Here is a 26,885-nt window from a genome sequence, read left to right on the forward strand (position 1 = left end):
CCAAGAGGTGGTAACCCATGTTTAACAATGATGTGGAAGCCGTCGTCAATGCCGCGGTCGCGAAAAAAGAGCAGATGAACAACAACTTGCTGCGCTACATGGTATCGGCCATGCTGGCCGGCGCTTATGTCGGCATTGGGATCGTATTGATCTTTAAGCTGGGCGCGCCGCTGGCAGCCGCCGGTTCGCCTTTCCAGTCCCTCGTCATGGGAGCTGCATTCGGGATTGCGCTCACGTTGGTTGTGTTTGCCGGTTCAGAGCTGTTCACCGGAAATCATATGTTTTTTACGATAAGCACGTTATCGAAACGAACGACGATGGGGGACACGCTGAAAAACTGGGGACTTGTGTTTATCGGCAATTTGGCGGGAGCGATCCTGCTCAGCTATCTGGTTTATGCTTCCGGCCTGTTCAAAGGGCTGCCGCCCGATCATCTCATCTTCACGGCAGCAGCCAAGAAAATGAACGATCCGTTCATGGAGCTGTTTTTTAGAGGCATATTATGTAACTGGCTTGTATGTCTGGCCCTGTGGATGGGGATTCGGGCCAAAGGAGAAACCACGAAACTGATTTTAATATGGTGGTGCCTGTTTGCCTTCATTGCGACAGGGTATGAGCATAGCGTAGCGAACATGTCGCTTCTGACGCTGGCGACGATTTTGCCGGGACATCCCGAGACGGTATCCATCGGCGGCTGGATCAGTAACATGGTGCCGGTCACGCTGGGGAATATCATTGGCGGCGGGTTGTTTGTAGGCATGGCTTACTGGTTTATCTCTTCGGGAAAAGGGAGCAAGCAAAAGTAGGCTATGATAGGCGGTGTAACGGAGGAATTCCATCCTCCTAGTTCATTGTCAGATGAAGTCCAACCTGACGAATAAACAAAGAAACCGTTCTTGGTTAATGGTCTGTCATTCGTCCATTTGCCAAGCAACGGTTTCTTTTTTTGTATACGATACGACCATTCCAAGAAATTTGGGGACAAAGGCAATGGGAGGAACGATGCGCACACGGAACTCTCCAAGCAGAAAAAAGTGGTGGGCTTCCAGTCAGATGTAATATTCTTTTGGGAAATCCGCTTTTGGATATGTCATCGCTGAAGGGAGCAGGAGGGCGATAGCATAAATAAGCTGTCCTCCTCAGTCATTGAACTGAAAGGACAGCCGTGAGAATCTTGCCTTCCAAATCGTTTACCGATGTTCCACCAGGTCAATCGCACCAAGCACCATATGAGCCAGTCCGAAGCCTAGAATACCGGTTGCAGCAAATTTATACCTGCTGCAAAGCAGAGCGGCACCCGAAGCAGAAACCACGGTTCCAAGAACAGCAGGAATCAAACCTTCACGCATGCTGAGCACTCCCTTTGATTTGGTTTGGAAAGACAAGGTTTATTGTAAGCAGATGCCCATATATTATGCACCAAAGGGGCTTTAGGCGGATCAAATCCGGCAGATTTCGTTCGGACACAGCTCGCAGTGGCATATTTCCTGCAGCATCGGCAGATCTTTGATAACAATCATGCCGCCGGCATATTCGATGGCGTCCTTTTTGCGAAGGTCGCTCAGCATCCGGTTCACGCTTTCGCGGGTGGCCCCGATCATGTTCGAAAGATCGGTGTGGGTGATCTTTTTGTTGATGAGAATGGTGCCATCCTCTTGATGCTGCCCGTAGGTATTGCCCAGACGAATCAGCGTCGACGTTAATGCGCCGGGCTTGCCGTACATCATGAGATCGCGGAATTTGGTCTGCGTGATGCGGTGGTGTATGCCCATCCACTTCATGAAATCAATCGCGAAGTCGCAATGCTGGCAGATCAGCAGCTCCAGATCCTTGTGCTCGATGACCCCGACTACGCTGTCCTCAAGCACCTCTGCCGAAAAACTGTGGTTGTTGCTGAAGAATGGATCGGCTTGCCCGACCATGTCTCCAGGATGGTACATATATAGAATAAGCTCTTTGCCTTCATCCGTCGATTTGGTCAATTTAATTCTTCCTTGTTTAACGAAGTACAGCTTGTCGGCGAAGTCGCCTTCCCAGAACAAATGCGATCCTTCAGGGAGTACCCTTTCCTTCATGGTGACCAGCAGACGGTTGCGGTTTTGTTCCGAGAAGCACTGCGTGTTCCCTAAGTTTTCGATTTCCATTACATGGTCTACAGTTTTCATGGTGGTATCCCCTAACATCCTAAAATTTGATCTGTTTAATCTTTAAATACATTATAACGTGAAAACATTCACTTGTGGGGCGGAACAAGAGGGAAATCATGGCGAATTTTCAAACATTGTGATCTCTTTCACTTGAAAGAGGGAAAAGACAGGTATAAATCACACAGAAAAGATAAATTTTAATATTGTGAAATATTTCACATGATTTAAGAAGCGTCTGTGTTACGATCGAAGCGTAGACAGAAAGAACATGAACCATGGGAGGATGAGAGATATGGCTGTGAGCAAAGGAACAACGGTTGAAGTGAAGGGACAAACGGCAGCAGAGTACATTCAAGGTCTGATCGACAAGGCGAATCGGGCAAAAGAAAAGTTTATGAAACTCGATCAGGAGCAAGTCGACGGAATTGTGCAGGCCATGGCCATGGCCGGACTTGAGAAGCACATGCAGCTGGCGAAAATGGCGGTTGAAGAAACGGGCCGCGGCGTGTATGAAGACAAAATCATCAAAAACCTGTTTGCCACGGAGTATATCCACAACAGCATCAAGTACGACAAAACGGTAGGTATCATCGAAGACAATGCCTATGACAGCTTCCAAAAAATTGCGGAGCCGATCGGGATCATCATGGGGATCACACCGGTAACCAATCCGACCTCGACCACCATATTCAAGGCGCTGATCTCCATCAAAACAAGAAACCCGATCATCTTCGGTTTCCATCCATCCGCGCAGGCATGCAGCAGGGAGGCCGCGCTCATCCTGCGGGACGCCGCCGTGAAACAAGGCGCTCCGGCCGACTGCATCCAGTGGATCGAGGCTCCTTCCATGGATAAAACCAATACACTCATGAACCATCCTGACGTTGCCTGCATTCTGGCTACGGGCGGATCGGCGATGGTCAAAGCAGCATACAGCTGCGGCAAGCCAGCCCTCGGCGTAGGTCCCGGCAACGTGCCGTGCTTCATCGAGAAAAGCGCGGACCTCGATCAAGCGGTGAACGACTTGATTTTGTCCAAGACGTTTGATAACGGCATGATCTGCGCATCCGAACAAGCGGTCATTATCGAGGAGCCGATCTATCATAACGTGAAGAAAAAAATGATCGCCAGCGGCTGTTATTTCGTGAACAAGGAAGAGCTGGCGAAGCTGACTGCGCATGCCATGGTAGCGGATAAATGCGCCGTCAATCCTACCATCGTCGGACAGCCGGCAGCCAAGATTGCCGAGGCTTGCGGCTTTGAGGTACCGGAAAGCACCAAGATTCTGGTCGCCGAGCTGGAGGGAGTCGGTCCTGCTTATCCGTTGTCCGCCGAGAAGCTGAGCCCGGTGCTGGCCTGCTATAAAGTGAAAGATGCGGAAGAGGGCATCACGCGCGCCGAAGAGATGGTTGCTTTTGGCGGCATGGGCCACTCGTCGGTCATCCACTCGCACAATGAGGACGTCATCCTGAAATTCTCGGATCGCATGAAGACCTGCCGCATCCTGGTCAACCAGCCTTCTTCGCAAGGCGGCATCGGGGATATCTACAACACGAACCTGCCATCGCTGACGCTCGGCTGCGGTTCGTATGGCCGGAATTCCACGTCGTCGAACGTGACGGCCGTCAATCTCATCAACGTGAAAAGGGTGAACCGCAGAACCGTGAATATGCAGTGGTTTAAAGTGCCGGACAAAATTTACTTTGAAAAAGGCTCGACGCAGTATCTCGCCAAAATGCCTGACATCACCCGCGTCGCGATCGTAACCGACCCCATGATGGTGAAGCTGGGATATGTGGAGCGGGTAGAGCATTACCTGCGTCAGCGCAGACTGCCGGTAGCCATCGAGGTGTTCTCGGAAGTCGAGCCGGATCCTTCGACAACGACCGTTGAACGGGGTACGGAGATGCTGGAACGGTTCCAGCCGGACTGCATCATCGCCCTTGGCGGCGGATCGCCTATGGATGCCGCAAAAGCGATGTGGCTGTTCTATGAATATCCGGATACGGACTTCAACAACCTGAAGCAAAAATTCATGGATATCCGCAAACGGGTCTATAAATATCCGAAGCTGGGACGGAAGGCGAAATTCGTAGCCATTCCGACAACGTCGGGAACGGGCTCGGAAGTAACTTCGTTTGCCGTCATCACGGACAAAGTGCAGGGAAATACCAAATACCCGCTGGCAGACTATGAGCTGACGCCGGACGTGGCGATCATCGATCCGGAATTCGTGTACACCTTGCCTAAAACGGCGGTGGCCGATACCGGCATGGACGTCCTGACGCATGCGATTGAAGCCTACGTATCGGTGATGGCTAGCGATTACACGGATGGGCTTGCCATCAAAGCCATCCAGCTGGTGTTCCAGTATCTTGAGCAATCGGCGCTGACCGGCGACAAACTCGCCCGCGAGAAAATGCATAATGCTTCGACGCTTGCAGGCATGGCCTTTGCGAACGCGTTCCTGGGCATCAATCACAGTCTTGCGCATAAATGGGGGGGACAGTACCATACGGCGCATGGACGGACCAATGCCATACTGATGCCGCACGTCATTCGCTACAATGCCAAGAAGCCAACGAAATTCGCGGCATGGCCGAAGTACACCCACTTTGTGGCCGATGAAAGATATGCCGAGATCGCACGGATTCTTGGACTGCCGGCAAGAACGACGGAGGAGGGTGTAAACAGCCTGATCGCCGCCATCCGCGAGCTGAACAGCAAACTCGGCATCGAGGAATCGTTCCAGCAGCTGGGCATCGATCCACAGGACTTCGAGAGAAACGTCGAGCATTTGGCGGACCGGGCTTTCGAAGATCAGTGCACGACCAGCAATCCCAAGCTGCCGCTGGTGACAGAGCTTGCAGAAGTATATCGCAACGCCTTCTATGGACTTTTCTAAACAGGAAAGGGACAGAAGGCTGAGCCTAAATTCCATTATAAATGGTGGTAGAAGCCAGGGGAGCCCGGAATCAGAGTGATAAAAATCACGGATAACCACAACTTTGTGATTTTTATCACAGATGCTGCGGATCAACAGGACTACAATAAAGGTGTAGCAGAAAGCTGAATCTCAGATCTTTGATATAGAAGCTTGAAGGCACATGGCGGGGCAGAGATGCCATTGATCGTGAAAATAATCACATTTAAGATCTGAGATAGATCAATGTGTGGCCCTGCCAGTCCCTGCAAGCTGCAGCATAATCTAGGAGGGATTCAATATGTCGGTGATTGAAAAAGAAGTTGGCTGGAAAGGTTTTAAATCAGGTAAATGGACCAAGCGCATTGACGTTAACGATTTTATTGCAGAGAATATTACCCCTTATTATGGCTCTGATGATTTCTTGGCGGGACCTACGGACAACACCAAGGCACTGTGGGATATCGTATCGGATTTAACCAAGAAGGAAAGGGATAACGGCGGGGTTTTGGACGTGGATGTCCATACGCCTTCCACCATCACCTCCCACCAGCCTGGCTACTTGGATAAAGATAAAGAACAGGTCGTCGGCGTGCAGACCGATGAGCCGTTCAAACGCTCGATTCAGCCTTTCGGGGGTATCCGGATGATGATTGATGCGTGCAACGCATACGGCTTCGAAATGCCGCAGGCGGTTGTGGATATCTTCAACGGCATCCGCAAAACGCATAACCAGGGCGTATTCGATGCCTATACTCCGGAGATGAGAGCAGCGCGCAAAGCCGGGATTATTACGGGTCTTCCGGATGCATACGGCCGCGGCCGCATCATCGGCGACTATCGCAGAGTATCGTTATACGGCGTGGACGCGCTGATCCAGGACAAACTGAGAGAACTTGGCGAGCTTGAAGTGGACGCTATGGACGAGCCGGTGATCCGTCTGCGGGAAGAGCTGTCCGAACAAATGCGCGCCCTCAAGGAACTGAAAGAAATGGCCGGCATGCACGGCTTTGACATTTCCAAACCTGCGAATACGGCGAAGGAAGCATTCCAATGGCTGTATTTCGGTTATTTGGCCGCGATCAAGGAGCAAAACGGCGCTGCCATGTCGCTTGGCCGGGTATCTTCTTTCCTCGATATTTATATCCAGCGGGATTTGGCTGAAGGCATACTGACGGAAGAGAAAGCCCAGGAACTGGTAGACCATTTTGTCATGAAGCTGCGGATCGTGAAGTTCCTGCGCACGCCGGATTACAACGAGCTGTTCAGCGGCGATCCGACGTGGGTGACCGAATCCATCGGCGGCATGTCGTTGAACGGTGAAACGAGAGTAACCAAGAACAGCTTCCGTTTCCTGCACACCTTGTACAATCTGGGACCTGCGCCGGAACCGAACTTGACGGTGCTGTGGTCGGAGAAGCTTCCGGAGGCCTTCAAAAAATACTGTTCGAAGGTATCGATCGAAACGAGCTCGATCCAATATGAGAATGACGATCTCATGCGTCCGATCTATGGGGACGATTACGGCATCGCCTGCTGCGTATCCGCCATGCGCATCGGGAAGCAGATGCAGTTCTTCGGAGCCAGAGCGAACCTGGCCAAAGCGCTGCTGTATGCAATCAACGGCGGGAAGGATGAGAAATCCGGCGCCCAGGTCGGACCGGAATATCCGGCGATCACCGCTGAGGTTCTGAGTTATGACGAGGTCATGAAGCGCTTCAAGCCGATGATGGAATGGCTCGCGAAACTCTACATGAATACCCTCAACGTGATTCACTACATGCATGACAAATACAGCTACGAGCGGATTGAAATGGCGCTTCACGACCGCGATATCCTGCGTACGATGGCATGCGGCATAGCGGGCTTGTCCGTAGCAGCGGATTCGCTGAGCGCGATTAAATATGCGAAGGTGAAGCCGGTACGCAATGAGCAAGGGATTGCGGTGGATTTTGAAATCGAAGGCGATTTCCCATGCTACGGCAACAACGACGACCGCGTGGACGGCATCGCCGTTGAACTGGTCGAGGCCTTCATGAGCATGATCCGCAAGCACAAAGCCTACCGCGATGCCATGCCGACCCAATCGGTGCTCACGATTACGTCGAACGTGGTATACGGCAAGAAGACGGGAACCACGCCGGATGGACGCAAAGCAGGCGAGCCGTTTGCTCCGGGCGCAAACCCGATGCACGGACGCGATAAGAAGGGAGCCCTCGCTTCGCTGACTTCCGTGGCCAAGCTGCCTTATGAGGACAGTCTGGACGGCATCTCGAATACGTTCTCGATCGTGCCGAAAGCCCTGGGCAAAGAAAGCGACATTCGGGTAAACAATCTGGTTGCCATGCTGGACGGCTACTTTGGCAGCAAGGCCCATCATTTGAACGTGAACGTGTTTGACCGTGAGCAGCTGATCGATGCGATGGAGCATCCGGAGAATTATCCGCAGTTAACCATCCGGGTATCCGGCTATGCGGTCAACTTCGTCAAACTGACGCGCGAACAGCAGCTCGATGTCATTAACCGTACCTTCCACGGATCGATGTAAGGATGGAAGACAACCATAGCGGATACAGAAAGGATGACGCACCATGCTAAAAGGTCATGTACACTCCATAGAAACGTTCGGAACGGTGGACGGTCCGGGTATCCGCTTTGTGCTCTTCATGCAGGGCTGCCTTCTGAAGTGTCAATACTGCCACAACCCGGATACCTGGGGACTTCATGAAGGACATGAAATGACGGTGGATGACGTGCTGCGAGAGATAGAGCCCTATCTGAGCTACTACCGGTCATCGGGTGGAGGACTCACCGTTTCGGGCGGTGAGCCGACGCTGCAGTATCCTTTTGTCACGGAGCTGTTCAAGGAAGTGAAGCGCCGCTGGAATTTGCATACGACCCTGGACAGCAACGGGTATAACGAGCCGGATAAAATATCGGAATTGCTGGAGCATACCGACTTGGTCCTCCTTGATCTGAAGCATATCAACGATGAGAAGCACATCAAGCTGACAGGCAAGTCCAATGAAAGGACGCTGAAGACCGCCCGCTGGCTGTCCGACCATGGTCGGAACATGTGGATCCGGCACGTCTACGTGCCGGGCATCCATGACAGCGAGGACGATTTGGTGGGGCTCGGTCAATTCATCCGCACGCTGCACGGCGTGGAGAAGTTCGAGATCCTGCCATACCATCAGATGGGCGTGTACAAATGGAAGGAGCTCGGCATGGCCTATCCGTTGGAAGGCGTACCTTCACCGTCCGAGGAAGAAGTCGCACGCGCCTACCGGTTGATTGGCGAAATTCCCGAGAAATAGCCGTCGATTCTGAACTCATTTTAGTTGTATAATATTAAACATAATATGTTATCATTAGTAACAATAACCTTTCCTCTTTATGGAAGGGTTATTGTTTTTTGTAGAGGATATTATCCCTTGGATAGAAAAATATCGACCTATCGTAAAGTGGAATCGCTTTCTATAATGAAGATGTAAGGAAAGCGCCTATCAATATACAAACACTTCGGGAGGGTCAAAGACAATGAAGAAAAAGGGTCTGGCATTATTCATGTCGCTTTTGTTCGTCTCATCCACGCTTTTGTCTGCATGCGGCGGCGGTGACAAGGCGGCAGAAAAGCCGTCGGGCGGCTCGGAAGGAACGGTGAGCAATGAGCCGTTTGAAATCACCATTCGCCATACGCAAGTAGGCGAATCCAAGAAGTTCCGTCTCGCATTGCTGAACGATGTGGTCAGCAAAACCGAAGAAGCGGTGCCCGGGCTTAAAATCAAGCTGGACGCTGTAGACTCTGAAGTGAATCGTAAAGAGAAACTGAGAGGCGAGATGGCTGCCGGGAAGCCGCCGGAAGTATTCGACGTATTCGGAAGCCCCGATGCAGGCGTATATTCCAAAGAAGGCTTGATGCTCGATTTGACCCCGATCCTGGATGAGCTCGGCATAAAGGACAAATTTACGACACTGGACCCGTTCACGCATGACGGCAAGATCTATGGATTGCCGATCGGCGGTTCCATCGAAGGTATTTTCTATAACAAGGATTACTTCGCCCAGAAAGGTCTGAGCGTACCCAAAACGTTGGCGGAACTTGAGCAGATCGCCGAAGCCATCAAGGCCGACGGCAAAATTCCGTTCGCGCAATCTTCCAAGGATGCATGGATTCCGCTCATGACCACGAATAACCTGTGGAGTTATTATGCAGGAGCGGAGGTAACTTACGGCTTCAAGACCGGGGAAACCAAATGGACCGATCCGAAAGTCGTGGAAGGCGTGAAGAAACATCAGGAATGGGTGGAGAAAGGGTACTTCAAAAAAGGCGAGCTCGGCTTTGAATACGCGGACATGAGAAATCAAATCATCACCGGGGAAGCCGTCATGATGATGGACGGATCGTGGGCGAACTCCGTATTTAGAGATCCGGCGCAAGCGGGCGACATGGTCGGCAAGATCGGATATTTCAATTTGCCTCCGGTGAATGAAGGCGACCCTGTCATCGTCATGCAGGACGCTAACAACGGATATGGCTTCTCGGCGGCGGTAGCAGAGGATCCTCGCAAGCTTCAAGCGGTTAAAGAATTCATCAAAAATATGTGGACGGATGAAATGCAGCTGCGCGGGCTTAAGGAAGACGGAGTACTGCCGGCGATGAAGATGGATCTGGAAACGATGAATTCCACGTCGGATGATCCGCTGATGCAGGACATTTTCAAAGGCGTCAGCGAAATCAACAAATCCTTCCCTGCTTTCGATGCGCTTGTTCAAGCCGACGTAAACACGGCGCTGAGCATGGGAATCCAGCAGGTGATCGGCGGCGAGCTCGATGCCGAGAAGATGCTGGAGAATGTTCAAGCAGCACAGGAAGCGGCTAATGCTTCAGAGGAATAACTAAAATTCCAGACGAAAGGGCACCACCCGCTAAAGGCATATGGGGGTGCCCTTTCGTCTAAACAACATCAGACATCAATACGGAGGTTACCATGAACAGAGCGCTGAGAAACCCTCTGATTTACATCGTTTTTGTGCTGCCGGCATTCTTGCTGTTTCTGGCTTTTTTCATATATCCCATCTTCACTGCGTTTGACAACAGCTTTACGAGCTGGAACGGCATCTCCAAAGACGTGAAGTACATCGGGCTCGATAACTATGTGACCGCCCTGAATGACGATGCCTTCTGGAAGGCGGTCCGAAACAATGTCTATTTCATACTTTTTTCCTGCTTGATCCAGGTTCCGATCATCGTGGTTTTCTCCCTGCTTATCGCCAACGTCAAACGTTTGAAGGGGCTGTATAAAACAGCGGTTTTCGCACCTTCCATCATGTCGACGGCTGTCATCGGCATTTTGTGGGGATTCATCTACAATCCGGACTTTGGCCTGATGAATGAGATGTTGGGATTGGTTGGCATCGAGCCGATCTACTGGCTGTCGGATCGCAAATGGGCCATGATCGCCATCTTGATTACAAACGCTTGGCAATGGACCGGCTTTTACATTGTGATGGTGCTTGCCGCAATTCTGTCCATTCCCAAGGAGCTTGACGAGGCTGCGGCGATTGACGGAGCGACAGGCGTCCAAAGGGCTACCAAAATCACGCTTCCATTAATAATGCCAATTATCTCCGTTGTGATCATGCTTTCGATTGCGGGAGCCATGAAAGCCGCGGACATTATCCTGGTTATGACCAAGGGCGGGCCGGCCGGCTCCACCGACGTTATGGCAACATATATGATTCGATACGCGATTACGAGTTTCAAGCATGGCTTCGGCAATTCGATCGCCGTGTTGATTTTCCTTTTCACGATTATCGTAACGGTACTCTACCAGGTGCTGATCGCCAGACGCAACGAAAGGATTGAATACTGATGAGGGCACTAAAGAAACTGATTCCGCACATTTTCCTGATGGCTTATTTGCTCGTCATCCTGTATCCGTTCCTGTTCGTCCTGTTCTCATCCGTGAAGGTGGATAACCAGTCCATTGCAACGAACCCGTTTGGATTGCCAAGCACGTTGGTGTTTGATAACTACGTGAACGCTTGGGTGAGCGCCAAGATCAGCACGTATTTCTGGAACAGCTTATACATCGGCGTTCTGTCGGCCTGCTTATCGATCCTGTTTGCGGCAATGCTGGCTTTTGCCGTGACGCGGATGAGATACAACCGGATCAGCGCGATCATCTTTCAATGTATTTTGATCGGGATGCTGATCCCGAATAACTCTCTCTTGCTGCCGATTTATGGCATCATGAGGCAGCTGGATATTCTGAATACGCATATGGCCCTGATTCTGCCCTATGTTGCCAATGCCATCCCGTTTTCCGTGATTATTCTGGCCGCCTTCATGCGGTCGCTGCCCGGTGAAATCGAGGAAGCCGCGGTCATAGACGGATTGAGGTCCGGAGGCTTGTTTGCTAGAATTATCTTACCTCTGACCGTTCCGGCTATCGTTACCGTGTTTATCATCAATTTCCTGGGTAACTGGAACGAATTCTTGCTTGCTAACTACTTCCTATCGAATGATGAACTGAGAACGCTGCCTGTCGGAATGGTCGGTTTCAGGGACGCTTACAATATGAACTACGCCCAGATGTCGGCGGGGATCGTATTCAGCGTGCTGCCGGTCCTTATCATCTATGCCGTTCTGCAAGAGAAAATCATTGAAGGCGTCACCGCAGGAAGCGTCAAGGGGTAATACGAGGAGCAGGAGCATGCGTATGAATTTGCGGAACAAACTATTCACGGCCTTTTTAGGGCTCATTATTATTCCGTTATTTGTGCTGGGCCTATTTACATTCTTTATTACCTACAACTCGATTGAGGAAAAGTATAGCCAGCAAGCCGAATATTCGCTAAAAGCGATCAGCTACAGCATTTTGAACGTGTTCAAGGAGATGGAGTACGTCACGGATAACGGGATTGCCACCTCCGTCTTCGCAATGGCGCTGAATGCCAAGGATCCTGATGCGCAGAACCTGATTAAGGAATCCAATGCCGACCAGCTGAAATTGAACGACAGGCAGCGAAGCTTTCGCAATCTCCTCTATAATCACCCTGCCATCAGTTATGCGTTTCTATATCATTTCAACAAAGAATCAGCACCCATTCCGATATTCAGCAAAGAGGATTTCAGGACGCTGCCTTATGAGCAGTTTAAGAACAGTCCCTTATATGAAGAGGTTGTGAAGCTGAACGGGATTCCCAAATGGCTGGCTCCGCACGAATTTCCGGAACTGACGGGGGCGGATCCGGTGTTTACCCAGATCAGGTTGATAAAAGACGTCACGACGCTCCGCAAGCTGGGAATTCTCGTCGTCCAGATCAAGAGATGGGAGTTCGAGGAGATTTTCCGCAATCTGACGCTCCCTAACAACCTGCAGAACACCTCCTTCATGCTGGTCAACAATGAAGGCTTCATTCTGTTTGACCCGCAGAACGGCATGGATGGTCAAAATATCAGTCAATACATGAAGCGTGACGTTGAGTTTAAGCAAGGCTATCAAAGCTTCAAAGCCAAGTTTAACGGCAAAGAAAATATCGTTTCCATTTATCATCTGAACGATTATGGCTGGAATATCGTCTCGGTGACCGATTGGAACTCGCTGTCGCAAGAGGTAACTTCCTTTGCCAAATGGTTTTTTGTCATCATGGGGATCTGTCTGGTTACCGCGATTGTGTTCAACCGCCTGTTCATGAACCGGATTACCGGCACGATTGCCGTCATCGTGCGGTTTATGCGGCGCGTGGAGGATGGGGATTTGAATGCCAGAGTGGAAGAGAAGGGCGAGGATGAGCTTCTGCTGCTGTCGAAAGGGTTCAACAATTTGATGAACCGGATCAACAATCTGTTCGCGCAGATCAAGAAGGAGCAAAGGCAGAAGACCGATGCGGAAATGCGTGTGCTGCAAGCACAGATCAAGCCGCACTTCCTGTTTAACACGTTGGAGTCGATCAATGTCCTTGCGGTCCAGAATGAAGGGCGCAAGGTCAGCGAGATGGTGTACCGGCTTGCCAGCATTTTGCGGATCAGCATACAGGACAAGGAAGAAATTACGCTGGATGAAGAAATCAAGCATCTTCAAAGTTATCTTGAAATTCAAAAGTTTCGGTTCGAGGATCTGTTCGAATACGAAATCGACGTGCCGAAAGAGCTTATGCACAGCCGCATCCTGAAGCTGACGCTGCAGCCCCTGGTGGAGAACAGCATCCAGCATGGCTTCGAGGGAATTTCCTATACAGGATGGATACGCATCTCTGCCTGGAAGGAGCTCGGCAATGTCGTGATCCGGGTGGAGGACAACGGACTCGGCATGACGTCTGAGCAGTTGTCCATGTTCGAGTATATGGTGTCCGAGGATGGCGTACCCGATCAGACGACGCTGCAGAATCTGAAAGTAAACCAGGAACGGCGGGGACTTGGACTGCGAAGCGTGGCTGATCGGCTTAGAATTCAGTACGGCCCTTATTATGGGCTGTTCATATGCTCCAGCCGCCCCGGCGGCACCGTTATACAATGCGTCATACCCAATTATGACAGGGGGGAAGGGCAGCATGCTGAAGGCATTATTGGTTGATGATGAGGCTCCCATCCTGAACAATCTCAGCAAGGTTCTGCCTTGGGAAGAGATGGGCATGAAGGTGGTCGGACTTGCCCGCAGCGGGATGGAAGCCCTTGAAGTAGCGGATCAGTATAACCCGGATTTGATTTTGTGCGATATCCGGATGCCCGTCATGGACGGGCTGACCTTCATTACGAAGATCCGGGAGAAAGGAAGCCGGGCAGAAATCTTTTTGCTGACGGGTTATCAGGAATTTGAATACGCCCGTGAAGCGATCAAGCTGGGGGTTAAGGATTATATCAGCAAGCCGATTCATTACGGGGAGCTTGAGATGAAGATTCGGGAGATCGGGGAGGAAATCCGCAAGAAGAGGGCGAAAGAAAAGTATTACAATACCGTTTCGCTGATCGACGAGGCTCCGAACCCCGAAGCCGTAAAGAAAACGCCCGAACAATTGGTATCGTCTGCCCTGGAGTACATCAACACCCACATGGGACAGGACTTGGGGATCGAGGAGCTTTCGGAGCATCTGGGCATCAGCTCCAGTTATTTCTGCTTGCTGTTCAAGAATCATGTCGGTCTTACCTTCGTGGAGTATTTGACGAGACAGCGGATGGAGGCGGCCAAATTCCTGTTAGTGAACAGCGACAAGAACATTGCACAGATCGGTTCCTTTGTCGGTTATCATGAGAGGCGGTATTTTACCAAGGTATTTCAAAAGGCTACCGGCATGACGCCATCCGAATTCCGGGAAATGTCCGGGGAGCCGAGTCTCTGAGTCTTTGATCGGACGAAAGCAGGCAGATAATCATCAGGTCTTCTACTTCCGACTTGCGGCGTCCTCTAAATTGATAGAAAGTAGGTTTGGAATCAATGAAATGGACGGCAGCAGATTTAACGCTAGAGCAAAAGGTAGGACAAATGTTTATATGCGGCTTCAACGCATTGACGCCGAATGAGCATGCCAACATACTGATCGAACAATTTCAGGTGGGGGGCATCTGCTATTTCCGCCGGAATGTGAAGACGCTGCCTCAGCTTGCCGAGCTGTCGGCATCCCTGCAGCAGCTCGCTTCGGGCAGCCAACCGTTTCCGCTTCTGATCTCGATTGATCAGGAGGGCGGCATGGTCGCACGAATCGATCATGAAGGCATCAGCCGCATTCCGGGCAATATGGCGCTTGGAGCAGCGGGCAGCGCAGAGGATGCCTACAGGGTGGCGCAAATCGGGGCGCGCGAATTGCGTTCGCTCGGCGTGAACATGAACTTCGCGCCTTGCCTCGACGTCAACAACAATCCGCGCAACCCGGTTATCGGCGTGCGCTCCTTCGGCGAAGATCCCCATGCCGTTGCCGAGCTCGGGACTGCGGCGATTAAGGGTTATCAGGAAGAAGGGGTGTCCGCTACAGCCAAGCACTTCCCGGGGCATGGCGACACCAGCGTCGATTCCCACCTGGGGCGGGCATCCGTACCGCATGATTTGGAACGGCTCCGCAGCGTTGAACTGTTCCCTTTCGCACAAGCGATCAAGGACGGCGTCGATGCCATCATGACGGCTCACGTCAGTTTCCCAGCCATTGAGCCGAGTGATCTGCCTGCAACGCTTTCTCATGCTGTATTAACGGGGCTGCTGAGGGAGGAAATGGGCTTCGAAGGTTTGATCGTGACGGATTGCCTCGAGATGCATGCGATCTCCAAGGAGTACGGCATTCCGGAAGGTGCGATCCGCGCGATCGAAGCAGGTGCGGACTGCGTGCTGGTCAGCCATACGCTGTCGGAGCAGACGGCAGCGATTACGGCGGTCATTGAGGCCGTCCGCGGCGGGAGACTCCCGGTAGAGCTGATCGACAAAGCCGTTGATCGGATTTTGGCACTCAAACAACGTAATGCGAAACTCGCTGAAGAGCTTCCCGTCCACCCGATTGGCGAGGTTGCCGAAGAGACCAAACAGCTGCTCGCTCAAATCGCAGGCAGGGGAATCACGCTGGTAAAAGACGAAGGGCAGCTGCCTCTTAAGCCAGAGCAGGCGGTTGCCGTAATCTGGCCGGAGCTGCTTCAGGCGACCCAGGTCGACGAAGCATGGAGCAAGAGCTACACGCTAGGGGATGCCCTGAGAAGTTACGGCGTGCAGGCAGACGATCTGCGCGTCGGGACGGATATGTCCGACGAAGAGGTAGAGCAGGCCGTTAAAGCGGCGGAAGGATATAAGCAGATCGTGGTGGCTACGTACACCTCCGAGAGCCGTCTTCCACAAGGTCAGCAGAAGCTTGTAAGCAGGCTGAGCGAGCTTGAGGAAGTGAAACTCGTTATCGTCGCAACCCGCAATCCGTACGATATCAATGATCTTCCGCCAGTTCCCGCATATTTGTGCAGCTACGAGAATACGCCTTACTACATGAATGCCGCCGCGGGTGTATTGGTTGGCAAAGTTAGGCCTGAAGGTAAGCTTCCGGTAGGGATCAGCAAGACCTATCCTCTCGGCTGGACCGGTAATCAGGACTATGTCAATAATTAAATAATGGTTGCTCAAACCGGAGTCTTCCTGCCTAGGAATGCTCCGGTTTTCCTATTTTCCAGCCATTTCTGAGCAACTTTTCAGGAAAGTCGGCGTCTAATAGTATGTCCAATAGAGGCAGACAGACTATACTGAGAGTTTTAAAGGAGTAGAGAATGAATTTCAAACGAATCTCGATGATTACAGTCCTTGCCGCGGCCCAAGTATCCATGGCATTTCCCGTGGCAGCTGAATCACCGGATGTTACAGCTCCGGCGCTAAACGGGCAACCAGCGCTGCAGTCCCCGGTGGAAGGACAAGGCCAGGCAAACAGAGAACAACAGACGGACTTGCAGCAAGCGGAGGAAACGCCGGCAACGCCAACAGAAACACCTTCCGATTCAATCGAAGGCACGACCAGCGATCCGAATGCCACACCTTCTGAACCCAATGAACAGCAGGAGGACTCGGCAAGCGATCCTTCCGATAATGAAGTATCTGAGAACGAAGAGGGAAGCCCGGCCGAAAGCAAGCCCGAAGTCGGCATTACCAATGCAGCCGCTAACGAACTGGTGCTGCTGATGAACAGCAATGTGATGTACCATAACGGCAAGCAGTACAAAGCGGGACAGCCGATGGCCGTGAAGCAAGGGGTATCCTATGTCGCCATACGCGCCATGGTGGAGCGCGCAGGACTTAAGCTGTCTTACGATAATAAGACGAAGGAAACCATTATCCTTAAGGATGGCAATGAGCTCCGATTCACGACAGGAAGCAGCAATTATAAAGTCAACGGACAGGTGCGTCCGATGAAAGGCCCTGCCTACCAGAGCAACAACGTATTTATGGTACCGCTGACCGCGATAACGCAAGCGCTTGATATTCCATACACGGTGAACCAGCCGGAGAAGAAGGTGATTCTCGATCTGTCCGGAATGGGCAGCGGCAGCAACAGCGGCGAACAGCCGGGAGGCAGCAGCGGCGGCGGATCCGGCAGCGAGGTTCCGAACATACCGAACCTCGGTCCGAATGACCTGATCCTGATGATGAACAGCAACAAGATGTATCAGAACGGAAAAGCGTATACCGCCGGACAGCCTATGGCAGTCAAGAATGGCGTATCCTATGTCGCGATTCGATCCCTCGTCGACCGTGTCGGCCTGAAGCTGACCTATGACGGAAAGACAAAGGAAACGATTATTATCCGAGGTAACGATGAACTGCGCTTTAAGACGAACAGCAGCGTATACACGGTGAACGGCGTTCGAAAATCGATGAAGGGACCGGCTTACCAGTCCAATAATACGTTTATGGTGCCGTTGACCAGCATCACGCAAGCGCTGGACATCACCTACCGGGTCGACCAGCCGAACAAGCGGATCATCCTGAGCCTGAGCTCCAAGCCGGTGGCATCCTTTACGGTGCAGCCTGGTGAAATCTTTGCCGGACAAACCAAGGTAACGTACAAGACGAATGCCTATTCGCCGACAGGCCTGGCTATCGTAGACGAGCATTGGGAAGGCCGGGAAGATGTGTTTGACGAGCCTGGCGTGCATACGGTTTCCTATTCGGTACAGGACGCCAGCGGGGAGTGGAGCGATCCGTATATTTTGAGCATTCATGTATCCGCACCGAATACGCCGCCTGTGGCCATGTTCGACACGGATAAACAGCAATACAAGATCGGCGAGAAAATTACGTACATTAACATGAGTTATGACAGCGATCCCGGCGATGAAATTACGTTTAAGTGGGAAAACAACGATCAGGCTTTCTTTACGGCAGGGCCGCATAAAGTGCTGTTGATCGTGACCGATAAGCATGGGGCGACTAGCTCATACGAGAAAATCATCAACGTAACAAGCGAAGTGTTGTATACGCGCGATCAATTCAATCAATTATTTACGGGCATCGGCGACAAATACACGTTTGACGGATCGGCCGTGCCGACATGGAATCTGATGCCGATTACGAGAAGCTCCGAGCCGTACCTGTTGATTCGCAGCAACTCTCCGGAAACCGTCTATCAGGAAGGTATCGTATATCGCGAGATCGGCAATGCCAGCACGCGCTTCATGATTCACCACTTGAATGCAACCGGGAAGAACATGAAGATGTATGTCGTAGCGACCAACATCAACACGATGACGGCGCGTCTGACCACCGAGTATACCGGTTTGGGCGGTCCGATCAACATTCCGACTGCTACGGGGAAAGCGGCTGTGCAGCGCTATCTCGAGTCCATGCAGTCAGCGGATGCATTCAAGACGATTTCGCTCGCCCCTGGCGAAAGCCGGATCATCCTGCAAGATTTGAGCGCGCAAACCATGAAGAATCAGCAGGTGCTGTCCATGTTTGCCGACCTGTATTCGGATTCGCCGATTCGATATGATGTCATCATGATCGATGAAGCCAAGGATCCGATCCAGAAACTGCCATACCTGAAGCTTCACCCGAGCGATGGCGTTCATAACCGGGGAACCTACCCGGACTCGACGCGAATCATTGAATCCTATGATTTGGTAGGCAACACGCCAACGCGTCTTGCGCTTGGTGATAAGACAAACGATCCGAACCTGGAAGGGTATGACGGCATTAACGGTTCATATCAATCCAACGCCGGCAACTTCGGCGTTCTGTACAAAATCAAGCTGCACCGCGTAGCACCCAATACGCTGATCACGCTGAATCCGCGCGGAGGCAAATACATGGGCGCGATGATGGTGAACGGAAACATCATTCAGACGCCGAACACAAGCGGTGGCGCGGTATCTGCGCCGAATGAAGCCGCCGTTCTCTATCGTACGGGAAATTACGAGCAGACGGTGGAAATTCTGTTTACGGCAGCACCGGGAAGCAGCCTGCCGATCAACATACTGCTCCAGCCTCTGCCGCAAGTGAAGAACTAATCCTATTTATTCATAAACAACAAGCGGACAGCCCATCAGCCGAAACACGGCCCGGGCTGTCCTTTTTGTTGGTTTTTGCCGAGGGAGGGGGCAGGTTTATGCCGTCTGTTAGCCTTTCAAGCTCCTGGCTGCTTGTCAGGCGGTTTGCCTGTTCACAACCGCTTTCATTGACGCTGTCATTTTTTTCAGGCATTATAAGGAGAGAGTATCTTCAAGTAGAGGAGGTTATTGCGTATGCTTACGACGGAACAGATCATCGACGCCATGTCGGAACATGGGCTGCGCATTACCGATCAGCGCAAGACGCTTGCCAAATTGTTTGGGGAACATCCTGGATATTTGACGGCCAAGGATGTATACGAATATATGGGCCGGAAGTACAGCGGTTTGAGCTTTGATACGGTATACCGGAATCTTCGGGTATTGTACGAGCTTGGTGTATTGGAGCAAGTCGTGTTCGAGGAAGGCGTCAAGTTCCGGGGACGCTGCAGCGAAGAACACCATCATCATCACATGATCTGCCTGCAGTGCCAGAAGACATATCCAATTACCTTCTGCCCGATGCAGCTGACCGATGCACCGGACGATTTCCAGGTGGTCCAGCATAAATTCGAAGTGTTCGGATACTGCCGGGACTGCGGCAAGGACAATAACGATAAGGAAACTTCGCAGGCCGGTGGAGGAAATCGGGACAGCCGGGCATGAGCACGGCGCGCAGGGTAGTGAAGGTGCCGATACACTTCTATCGGAAATTCATTTCTCCTCTGAAACCGGCGACTTGCCGCTTCTATCCAACCTGCTCGGCATATGCCCTGGAAGCGATTGAGGTGCATGGTGCGCTGAAGGGCTCCTGGCTGGCTGCTAAGCGGATCGCGAGATGTCATCCCTTTCATCCTGGAGGCATCGATTTGGTCCCGCCGCGCAAGGATAAGATGTCGTCTTCATGGACAGAGGAATAGCGATTTTTTTGGGGTATCATATGGATGATAATCGAAAGCATGCCGCCCGCAGCCAGGGGGATGCCTTGGATCGATGCACACCTTGACACGCTGCGGCTCGTTTGATTAAAATGTAAGAAATTATAGGTATATCCGAGGAAGAGATAAGTACGAAAAGCTTGCCTTGAACAGAGAGCCGGAGGAGCTGGAAACCGGTCTTGGCGAATTTCGGAAAATGGTCTTGGAGGATCCGTTTTTGAGCGCTGCAGCCAGTGGCTGCCGTAAAGAAGCGGCGTGAGCCAGCGTTAATGGACGCCGTATGACGGCAGATGAGCCTGTTGCCCGCAAGGGTACGGGGAATTTGGGTGGTAACACGTGAGAATAACTCTCGTCCCATAGGGGCGGGGGTTTTTTGCTGTTTACTGCTGGTTTTCCTAAGGAATCGCTTGATGCGACAATCAATTTCACGGTAAAGGAAGGTTACAATGGCAGACAAAAAGACGTTTTATATTACGACGCCGATCTATTATCCGAGCGACAAGCTGCATATCGGACATGCTTACACAACGGTGGCCGGCGACGCCATGGCCCGCTACAAACGGCTTCGCGGATACGATGTCCGTTATTTGACGGGGACCGATGAGCACGGGCAGAAGATCGAACGCAAAGCGGCAGAGGCCGGTAAAACCCCGCAGCAGTTCGTTGACGACATCGTGGCAGGCATCAAGGATCTGTGGAAAAAGCTGGACATATCGAACGAAGACTTCATTCGTACCACGGAGAAGCGCCACACCACGGTGGTGCAGGATGTATTTGAACGTCTGCTGAAGCAGGACGACATCTACAAGGGCGAATACGAAGGGTGGTACTGTACGCCTTGCGAGTCGTTCTTCCTGGAACGTCAGCTGGTCAACGGCAATTGTCCGGACTGCGGACGGCCGGTGGAGCTCGTGAAGGAGGAGAGCTACTTCTTCCGCATGAGCAAGTATGTGGACCGCCTGCTTCAGTATTACGAGGAGAATCCGGATTTCATTCAGCCGGTATCCCGCAAGAACGAGATGATCAACAACTTCATTAAACCGGGTCTTGAGGATCTGGCTGTGTCCCGTACAACCTATGAGTGGGGGGTTAAGGTCAAGAGCGATCCGAAACATGTCATCTACGTGTGGATTGATGCACTCCTGAACTACATCACGGCACTCGGTTACGGTACGGAGGACACCAGCCTGTATGACAAATACTGGCCAGCGGACGTTCACCTGATGAGCAAGGAAATCGTGCGTTTCCATACGATCTATTGGCCGATCATCTTGATGGCGCTCGATGTGCCGCTTCCGAAAAAAGTGTTTGCCCACGGCTGGCTGCTCATGAAGGACGGCAAAATGTCCAAATCCAAAGGGAATGTGGTCGACCCGGTCACGATGATCGACCGGTATGGTCTCGACGCGCTTCGTTATTACTTGCTGCGCGAAGTTCCGTTCGGGGCGGACGGCACGTTTACGCCGGAAAGCTTCGTAGAGCGGGTGAACTCCGACCTCGCCAATGATTTGGGCAACCTGCTGAACCGCACCGTGGCCATGGTTGATAAATACTTTGACGGGGAGGTTCCGGCTTTCTCGGCAGGCGTAACGCCTTTTGATGCCGCAATCGAGGAAGCGGCCAAGTCCGTTTATGACAAAGTCGAAACTGCCATGGAGAATATGGAGTTCTCGGTTGCGCTGACGGCGATCAGCCAGTTTGTCAGCCGCAGCAACAAATACATCGATGAGACCCAGCCGTGGACGCTGGCCAAAGACGAGAGCAAACGGCATGAACTTGCTTCCGTCATGAGCCATTTGGTCGAGGCGCTGCGGATTGCATCGATCCTGCTGCAGCCGTTCCTGACCCGCACGCCGAAGAAAATGTGGGAACAGCTCGGCTTGGCGGAAGGGGAATTGACAACTTGGGAAAGCGGACGCCAGCTCGGAGCCATACCGGCTGGTACGAAGCTTCAAAAGGGCGAGCCGATCTTCCCTCGCCTGGATGCGGAGCTGGAAGTGGCCTACATCGCTGAAGCCATGACTGGCGGCAAGAAGGCAGCCGAGGAAGAGCCTACGGGTTCGGCGGCAGCTTCGTCCGCCGATAGCGGAGCGGAGCCTGTGGAGCTCAAAGAGGAAATCGGCATCGAGGATTTTGCCAAGGTTGAGCTGCGCGTAGCACAGGTCATCGCCGCCGAGCCGGTCAAGAAAGCGGACAAGCTGCTGAAGCTGCAGCTGGATCTCGGGTTTGAGCAGCGGCAGGTGGTGTCCGGCATTGCGAAGTTCTATACGCCGGAGGAATTGGTGGGACGCAAAGTGATTTGCGTGACGAACCTGAAGCCGGTGAAGCTTAGAGGCGAAATGTCGCAAGGCATGATTTTGGCCGCTTCCTACGGGGATCAGCTCACGCTGGCAACCGTGCCGGAGGGCATGCCAAACGGCGCCATCGTGAAATAAATGACGCTTGCGTTGAATTAAGTTGGATCAGACGGTGTACCCTGTTAAGGGTACGCCGTTATTTTTTTCCTCTAATACGGGGGACATGAGTTCTATATGAAAAACTAATAGTAACTTTTACGATTTGGTTGACAATCACGTCGAACTGCTCTTATAATCTTTTTAGTAAAGTTTACGATTAGTTGAGCGGAGCGAATGTGGGGGAGATGAACATGAACAAGAGAAAGAGCAAGAACAAACTGAACGGCTGGACCTGGAGCGTAACTTCGATGTTGCTGGCGATGCTCATCCTGTCGGGCTGCGGAAGCAAATCCGGCGGAAGCATTGTTGAAGGCAAGGTTAACGTCATTACGACCTTCTATCCAATATATGAATTTACGAAGGAAATCGGCGGAGACGAGGTCAATGTCGTGAATCTTCTGCCAACGGGCGTGGAACCTCATGATTGGACGCCGCGGAGCCAGGATATCGTCAATACATCCAAGGCTCAGCTGTTTCTTTATAATGGTGCAGGGTTGGAAGGCTGGGCGCCTGGATTCTTAAAGGGTCTCGATAAAGATACGCAAGTGAAACCAGTCATCGTTTCCCAAGGGATCCAACTGATCGACGCCGTGGGGGATGATGGCCACGGGCATGGTGAAGCAGCCCATGAAGAGGAACACGACCACAGTCATGAAGAAGGCGCTGAAGCGCACGACCACAGCCATGAGGAAGGCACCGAAGAAGATCATGCTGGCCATGATCACGAGGAAGAGGCAGCCGAGACGAACACGGATACCCATCATACGGATCCGCATACTTGGGTAAGCCCGAAATCCGCACTGGTCATGGCAGAAAATATCAAGAACAGCCTGGTCGAGGTCGATCCGGAACATAAGGACGGCTATGAACAGCGCTATGAAGCGTTAAAAGAGAAGCTGGTCAAACTGGATAACGACTTTGCGAGCGAGCTGTCCAAACTGCCGAAAAAAGATATCGTCGTATCCCACCAGGCATTCGGTTATCTATGCCGGGACTACGGTTTGACGCAGCATGCGATTATGGGACTGTCGCCAGACGCCGAGCCGAGAGCGCAGGATATCGTGAACCTGACTAAGACGGTGAAAGAGAAGGAAGTGAAATATATTTTCTTCGAAGAACTCGTATCGGATAAACTGGCCAAAACGCTGGCCAATGAAGCGGGCGTGGAAACCTTGGTGCTGAATCCGGTGGAGGGGCTGACCAAGGAGCAGGCAAGCAGCGGCGAGAATTATTTCACGCTGATGGAGAAAAATTTGCAAAATCTAACGAAGGCTTTACAATAAGGAAGAAGGGGGATCATATCCCCCTCTTCTTTCGTGTTATGAACGTATACGGACTCGTATATTTATTATAGAGAGACTACAGAGAGAAAGGCGGCCTGTTTATGGAGCCGGCAGCGCAGGATTGCCACCAACCTATCGTACAAATCAAGGATGTATCCTTTCATTACCGGGATCAACAGGTGATCAAGGATCTTAATATCACCATAAAAGAGCGGGACTTCGTTGGCATCGTCGGATCTAACGGCGCGGGAAAAACCACCCTGCTCCGCATGATCGTCGGCTTGCTTCCCGCCGCGGAAGGGACCATTGAACTGTTCGGCCAGCCGATCCGTAAATTCCAGGACTGGGAGCGAATAGGCTATGTTCCGCAAAAAAATGCGTTCAACCCGCTGTTCCCTGCCACCGTGCGCGAAGTCGTCAAGTCCGGTCTATATAATCGAAAAAAAATGTTTCGCCGTTTGAGCCGCCTGGACCATCAGAAATGCGAGGACGCGCTGGAAGTGATGCGCATTCAGGATATTGCCGATAAACGGATCGGCGCCCTGTCCGGAGGCCAGCAGCAGCGCGTATTCCTTGCTCGCGCGCTGATCAATCGTCCGGATCTGCTTATACTGGACGAGCCGACAATCGGCATTGATGCGGAGACCCAAGCCGGATTCTTTGAATTGATCACCCATATGCATGCCCATCACCATATGACGTTCCTGATGGTCACCCATGATTTGGACATGGTCAAAGACTACCTGGGCGAATCGCCGGTATCGCAGAACGGGAAGATTCAGTTTTTCGTCCGGCATTCCCATGAAATCGAAAACTGCGCGGAAGTGGACTTGCAGCATTCGCTCGTTTAATCATAGAAACAAACTTTTGGATGCAGGAGAAGGAGACGTTGTCATTGCTTGATATTTTGCTTAGCGATTTTTTCCAGCGGGCGCTGATCGGAGGGGTTCTGATCGGGATTACGGCCCCGCTTATCGGGATATTCCTCGTGCTGCGCAGGCTGTCGATGATCGGCGATACGTTGTCGCACGTCACGATAGCGGGCGTGGCCCTCGGATTTTTGATCGAAGTCTACCCGCTTGCCGCAGGATTGGTATTTGCGGTGCTGGCCTCTTTTGCGATTGAGAAGCTGAGAAAGGCCTACAAAAGTTATGCCGAGCTGTCAATCGCCATTATTATGTCGGGCGGCGTTGCGCTGGCCTCGCTGTTTTTCACGCTGGGAATGGGCTATAATACGGATGTCATGAGTTATTTGTTCGGAAGCATCTATACGCTGGATTCCACGGATATTTATATGGTAGGCGGCGTAACCGTCGTTGTCATTGCGGTGGTGGTTATGTTCTTCAAGGAATTTTTCCTGCTCAGCTTCGAGGAGGATGCGGCCAGCGTCAGCGGCCTGCCCGTCAAATGGATGAACATGATCATTACGGTGCTGACGGCGCTTGTCGTAAGCACCGCCATCAAGATTGTGGGCGCGCTTCTGGTCTCCGCATTGCTGACCATTCCGGTAGCGATCAGTTTATTGCTGGCGAGAAGCTTCCGAAGCTCCATCGTATTATCGGTGATCATCTCCGAAATTGCCGTTATCGGGGGACTGATGCTTGCCGGCGTATTTAATTTGGCACCCGGCGCCACCATCGTGCTGCTGCTGATCAGCCTGCTCATCATTACGCTTGTCGGCAAAAAGGGCTTTACGACATAAGGGGGTTCTAAAATCAAATGGCTGATATTAATATCGGCATCGCGTTTGCGGCCGGTTTCGCTTCATTTATATCTCCATGCTGCCTGCCGCTGTACCCGTCCTATTTATCCATTATTACAGGCATGTCGGTCAATGACTTAAAGAACGAACAGAACCGCAAGGAGGTCCGTTTCCGGACCATGACGCACACACTCGCGTTCATCCTTGGGTTTTCTGCTGTTTATTACACTCTCGGTTGGGGGGCAGGCCTGTTCGGGGAGTTCTTCACGGAATACCAGGATCTGATTCGCCAGTTATCCGCGCTGCTGATCATCGTGATGGGACTTATGCTTATCGGCATTTTCCAGCCTAAATTTCTCATGAAGGACCGGAAATTCAATTTTAAATCCAAACCGACCGGATACATAGGAACATTTCTATTTGGTATCGGCTTCGCCGCAGGCTGGTCGCCTTGCGTAGGACCGATTTTGACTGCGATCATCGCGCTTGCAGCTTCCGATCCGGGAACGTGGTTCCCGCTGATCACTTCATATTCGCTCGGGTTTGCGGTACCGTTTTTCATCCTGGCCTTTTTCATCGGCTCCACCCGCTGGATTCTTAAATATTCAAGCACGCTGATGAAGGTCGGCGGCGTCTTGATGATTCTGATGGGGGTTCTGCTCTTCACGGATCAAATGTACAAAATCACGATTTGGCTGCAAGGCATTACGCCGGAATGGCTTAAATTCTAATGATGTTGGGTAAGGCTGGTTCAATTCATAGGTCCATATTGACATAGGCCCATATTAACATGAGGATTGGACCAGGACTTGCCAACGGGTCTCAAAAACATGTATCATTACTAATGCAGGTAAAACAGTTTTATGGCACGGGTTATGTAATTATAGAAAAGAGGGAATAAGATGCCGACACCTAGCATGGAGGATTATTTGGAGCGCATCTACAAGTTGATCGACGAAAAAGGATATGCGCGCGTTTCGGATATTGCCGAAGGCTTGGAGGTTCACCCCTCATCCGTCACGAAAATGATTCAAAAGCTGGACAAAGACGAATATTTGATCTATGAAAAATATCGTGGTTTGGTTCTGACCAGCAAAGGCAAAAAAATGGGCAAGCGGCTCATGGAACGTCATCATTTGCTTGAGGAATTCCTTGAGATGATCGGTGTACAGGATGAAAACATTTACAGGGATGTTGAAGGAATCGAGCATCACTTGAGCTGGGATTCCATTACGAGAATTGAGACGCTTGTGGAATATTTCAAGCGTGATGAGAATCGACTTCAGGATTTGCGTGACGTTCATAACGAATTAGTCAACGAATCGTAATGTGGCATCTGTCCGCTTGTGACAGATGCTTTTTTAAACTGAACCGTCATATTTAAATGGTTATAGTAATAGGTTAGATTACCTGCAAATTTCATATTTT

General features: G+C 51.6%; 21 protein-coding genes and 1 other annotated feature. Of the genes, 19 read left to right on the forward strand and 2 right to left on the reverse strand.

What is annotated here, in order from left to right:
* The first annotated feature begins 17 nt into the window (after window positions 1–17).
* On the forward strand, window positions 18–806 hold the full coding sequence (locus tag GYMC10_RS10325) for a formate/nitrite transporter family protein (RefSeq protein WP_015734427.1): 789 nt from the start codon (window positions 18–20) through the stop codon (window positions 804–806).
* Between the two features lie 384 nt (window positions 807–1,190).
* On the opposite strand, the gene GYMC10_RS10330 is transcribed toward GYMC10_RS10325, so the two are convergent.
* On the reverse strand, window positions 1,191–1,349 hold the full coding sequence (locus GYMC10_RS10330; RefSeq protein WP_009595014.1) for a hypothetical protein: 159 nt from the start codon (window positions 1,347–1,349) through the stop codon (window positions 1,191–1,193).
* 90 nt (window positions 1,350–1,439) lie between these two features.
* The gene (locus GYMC10_RS10335; protein WP_009595016.1) at window positions 1,440–2,165 is read right to left on the reverse strand and encodes a Crp/Fnr family transcriptional regulator; all 726 of its coding nucleotides are present in this window, start codon (window positions 2,163–2,165) and stop codon (window positions 1,440–1,442) included.
* A 274-nt stretch (window positions 2,166–2,439) separates the two neighbouring features.
* On the opposite strand from GYMC10_RS10335, the gene adhE reads away from it, so the two are divergent.
* From adhE to mntR, 18 genes are all read left to right on the forward strand, one after another.
* Window positions 2,440–5,052 carry a bifunctional acetaldehyde-CoA/alcohol dehydrogenase gene (adhE, locus tag GYMC10_RS10340; protein ID WP_015734428.1) on the forward strand — a complete coding sequence of 871 codons (2,613 nt, stop codon included), beginning with the start codon at window positions 2,440–2,442 and terminating at the stop codon, window positions 5,050–5,052.
* A gap of 319 nt (window positions 5,053–5,371) precedes the next feature.
* A complete protein-coding gene (gene pflB, locus GYMC10_RS10345; RefSeq protein WP_015734429.1) occupies window positions 5,372–7,618 on the forward strand; it encodes a formate C-acetyltransferase in 2,247 nt (748 codons plus the stop codon).
* Window positions 7,619–7,661: 43 nt separating this feature from the next.
* Complete coding sequence (gene pflA / locus GYMC10_RS10350; protein ID WP_015734430.1) at window positions 7,662–8,387, forward strand: pyruvate formate-lyase-activating protein; 726 nt, start codon at window positions 7,662–7,664, stop codon at window positions 8,385–8,387.
* Window positions 8,388–8,610: 223 nt separating this feature from the next.
* Complete coding sequence (locus GYMC10_RS10355; protein ID WP_015734431.1) at window positions 8,611–9,969, forward strand: ABC transporter substrate-binding protein; 1,359 nt, start codon at window positions 8,611–8,613, stop codon at window positions 9,967–9,969.
* Between the two features lie 92 nt (window positions 9,970–10,061).
* On the forward strand, window positions 10,062–10,946 hold the full coding sequence (locus tag GYMC10_RS10360; RefSeq protein ID WP_015734432.1) for a carbohydrate ABC transporter permease: 885 nt from the start codon (window positions 10,062–10,064) through the stop codon (window positions 10,944–10,946).
* On the forward strand, window positions 10,946–11,773 hold the full coding sequence (locus GYMC10_RS10365; protein WP_015734433.1) for a carbohydrate ABC transporter permease: 828 nt from the start codon (window positions 10,946–10,948) through the stop codon (window positions 11,771–11,773). Before GYMC10_RS10360 ends, GYMC10_RS10365 begins: the two co-directional genes overlap by 1 nt.
* Window positions 11,774–11,795: 22 nt before the next feature.
* Entirely contained in the window at window positions 11,796–13,652 is a 1,857-nt protein-coding gene (locus GYMC10_RS10370) for a sensor histidine kinase (protein ID WP_036665759.1), read from the forward strand.
* Window positions 13,630–14,415, forward strand: a complete 786-nt coding sequence (locus GYMC10_RS10375; RefSeq protein ID WP_015734435.1) for a response regulator — start codon at window positions 13,630–13,632, stop codon at window positions 14,413–14,415. The genes GYMC10_RS10370 and GYMC10_RS10375 overlap by 23 nt, the downstream gene beginning before the upstream one ends.
* A 95-nt stretch (window positions 14,416–14,510) precedes the next feature.
* A complete protein-coding gene (locus GYMC10_RS10380; protein WP_015734436.1) occupies window positions 14,511–16,151 on the forward strand; it encodes a glycoside hydrolase family 3 protein in 1,641 nt (546 codons plus the stop codon).
* Between the two features lie 155 nt (window positions 16,152–16,306).
* Entirely contained in the window at window positions 16,307–19,039 is a 2,733-nt protein-coding gene (locus GYMC10_RS10385) for a copper amine oxidase N-terminal domain-containing protein (RefSeq protein ID WP_015734437.1), read from the forward strand.
* A 234-nt stretch (window positions 19,040–19,273) separates the two neighbouring features.
* A complete protein-coding gene (locus GYMC10_RS10390) occupies window positions 19,274–19,744 on the forward strand; it encodes a Fur family transcriptional regulator (protein WP_009595022.1) in 471 nt (156 codons plus the stop codon).
* Window positions 19,741–19,998 (forward strand): membrane protein insertion efficiency factor YidD, encoded by a 258-nt coding sequence (gene yidD, locus GYMC10_RS10395; RefSeq protein ID WP_015734438.1) that lies wholly within the window; start codon window positions 19,741–19,743, stop codon window positions 19,996–19,998. The genes GYMC10_RS10390 and yidD overlap by 4 nt, the downstream gene beginning before the upstream one ends.
* Before the next feature lie 126 nt (window positions 19,999–20,124).
* Window positions 20,125–20,376: a binding site (T-box leader), on the forward strand.
* Between the two features lie 86 nt (window positions 20,377–20,462).
* Window positions 20,463–22,451 carry a methionine--tRNA ligase gene (gene metG / locus GYMC10_RS10400; RefSeq protein ID WP_015734439.1) on the forward strand — a complete coding sequence of 663 codons (1,989 nt, stop codon included), beginning with the start codon at window positions 20,463–20,465 and terminating at the stop codon, window positions 22,449–22,451.
* A gap of 212 nt (window positions 22,452–22,663) precedes the next feature.
* Window positions 22,664–23,755: a metal ABC transporter solute-binding protein, Zn/Mn family gene (locus tag GYMC10_RS10405; RefSeq protein WP_015734440.1), complete on the forward strand. Its 1,092-nt coding sequence runs from the start codon at window positions 22,664–22,666 to the stop codon at window positions 23,753–23,755.
* A 101-nt stretch (window positions 23,756–23,856) separates the two neighbouring features.
* A complete protein-coding gene (locus GYMC10_RS10410) occupies window positions 23,857–24,606 on the forward strand; it encodes a metal ABC transporter ATP-binding protein (protein ID WP_015734441.1) in 750 nt (249 codons plus the stop codon).
* A gap of 20 nt (window positions 24,607–24,626) precedes the next feature.
* A complete protein-coding gene (locus tag GYMC10_RS10415; RefSeq protein WP_175495141.1) occupies window positions 24,627–25,457 on the forward strand; it encodes a metal ABC transporter permease in 831 nt (276 codons plus the stop codon).
* Window positions 25,458–25,474: 17 nt separating this feature from the next.
* Entirely contained in the window at window positions 25,475–26,188 is a 714-nt protein-coding gene (locus tag GYMC10_RS10420) for a cytochrome c biogenesis CcdA family protein (RefSeq protein WP_009591263.1), read from the forward strand.
* 171 nt (window positions 26,189–26,359) lie between these two features.
* On the forward strand, window positions 26,360–26,785 hold the full coding sequence (gene mntR / locus GYMC10_RS10425; RefSeq protein WP_009591262.1) for a transcriptional regulator MntR: 426 nt from the start codon (window positions 26,360–26,362) through the stop codon (window positions 26,783–26,785).
* Window positions 26,786–26,885 lie beyond the last annotated feature (100 nt).

Origin of the sequence: Paenibacillus sp. Y412MC10 (assembly GCF_000024685.1) — a bacterium.
Taxonomy (GTDB): domain Bacteria; phylum Bacillota; class Bacilli; order Paenibacillales; family Paenibacillaceae; genus Paenibacillus_AQ; species Paenibacillus_AQ lautus_A.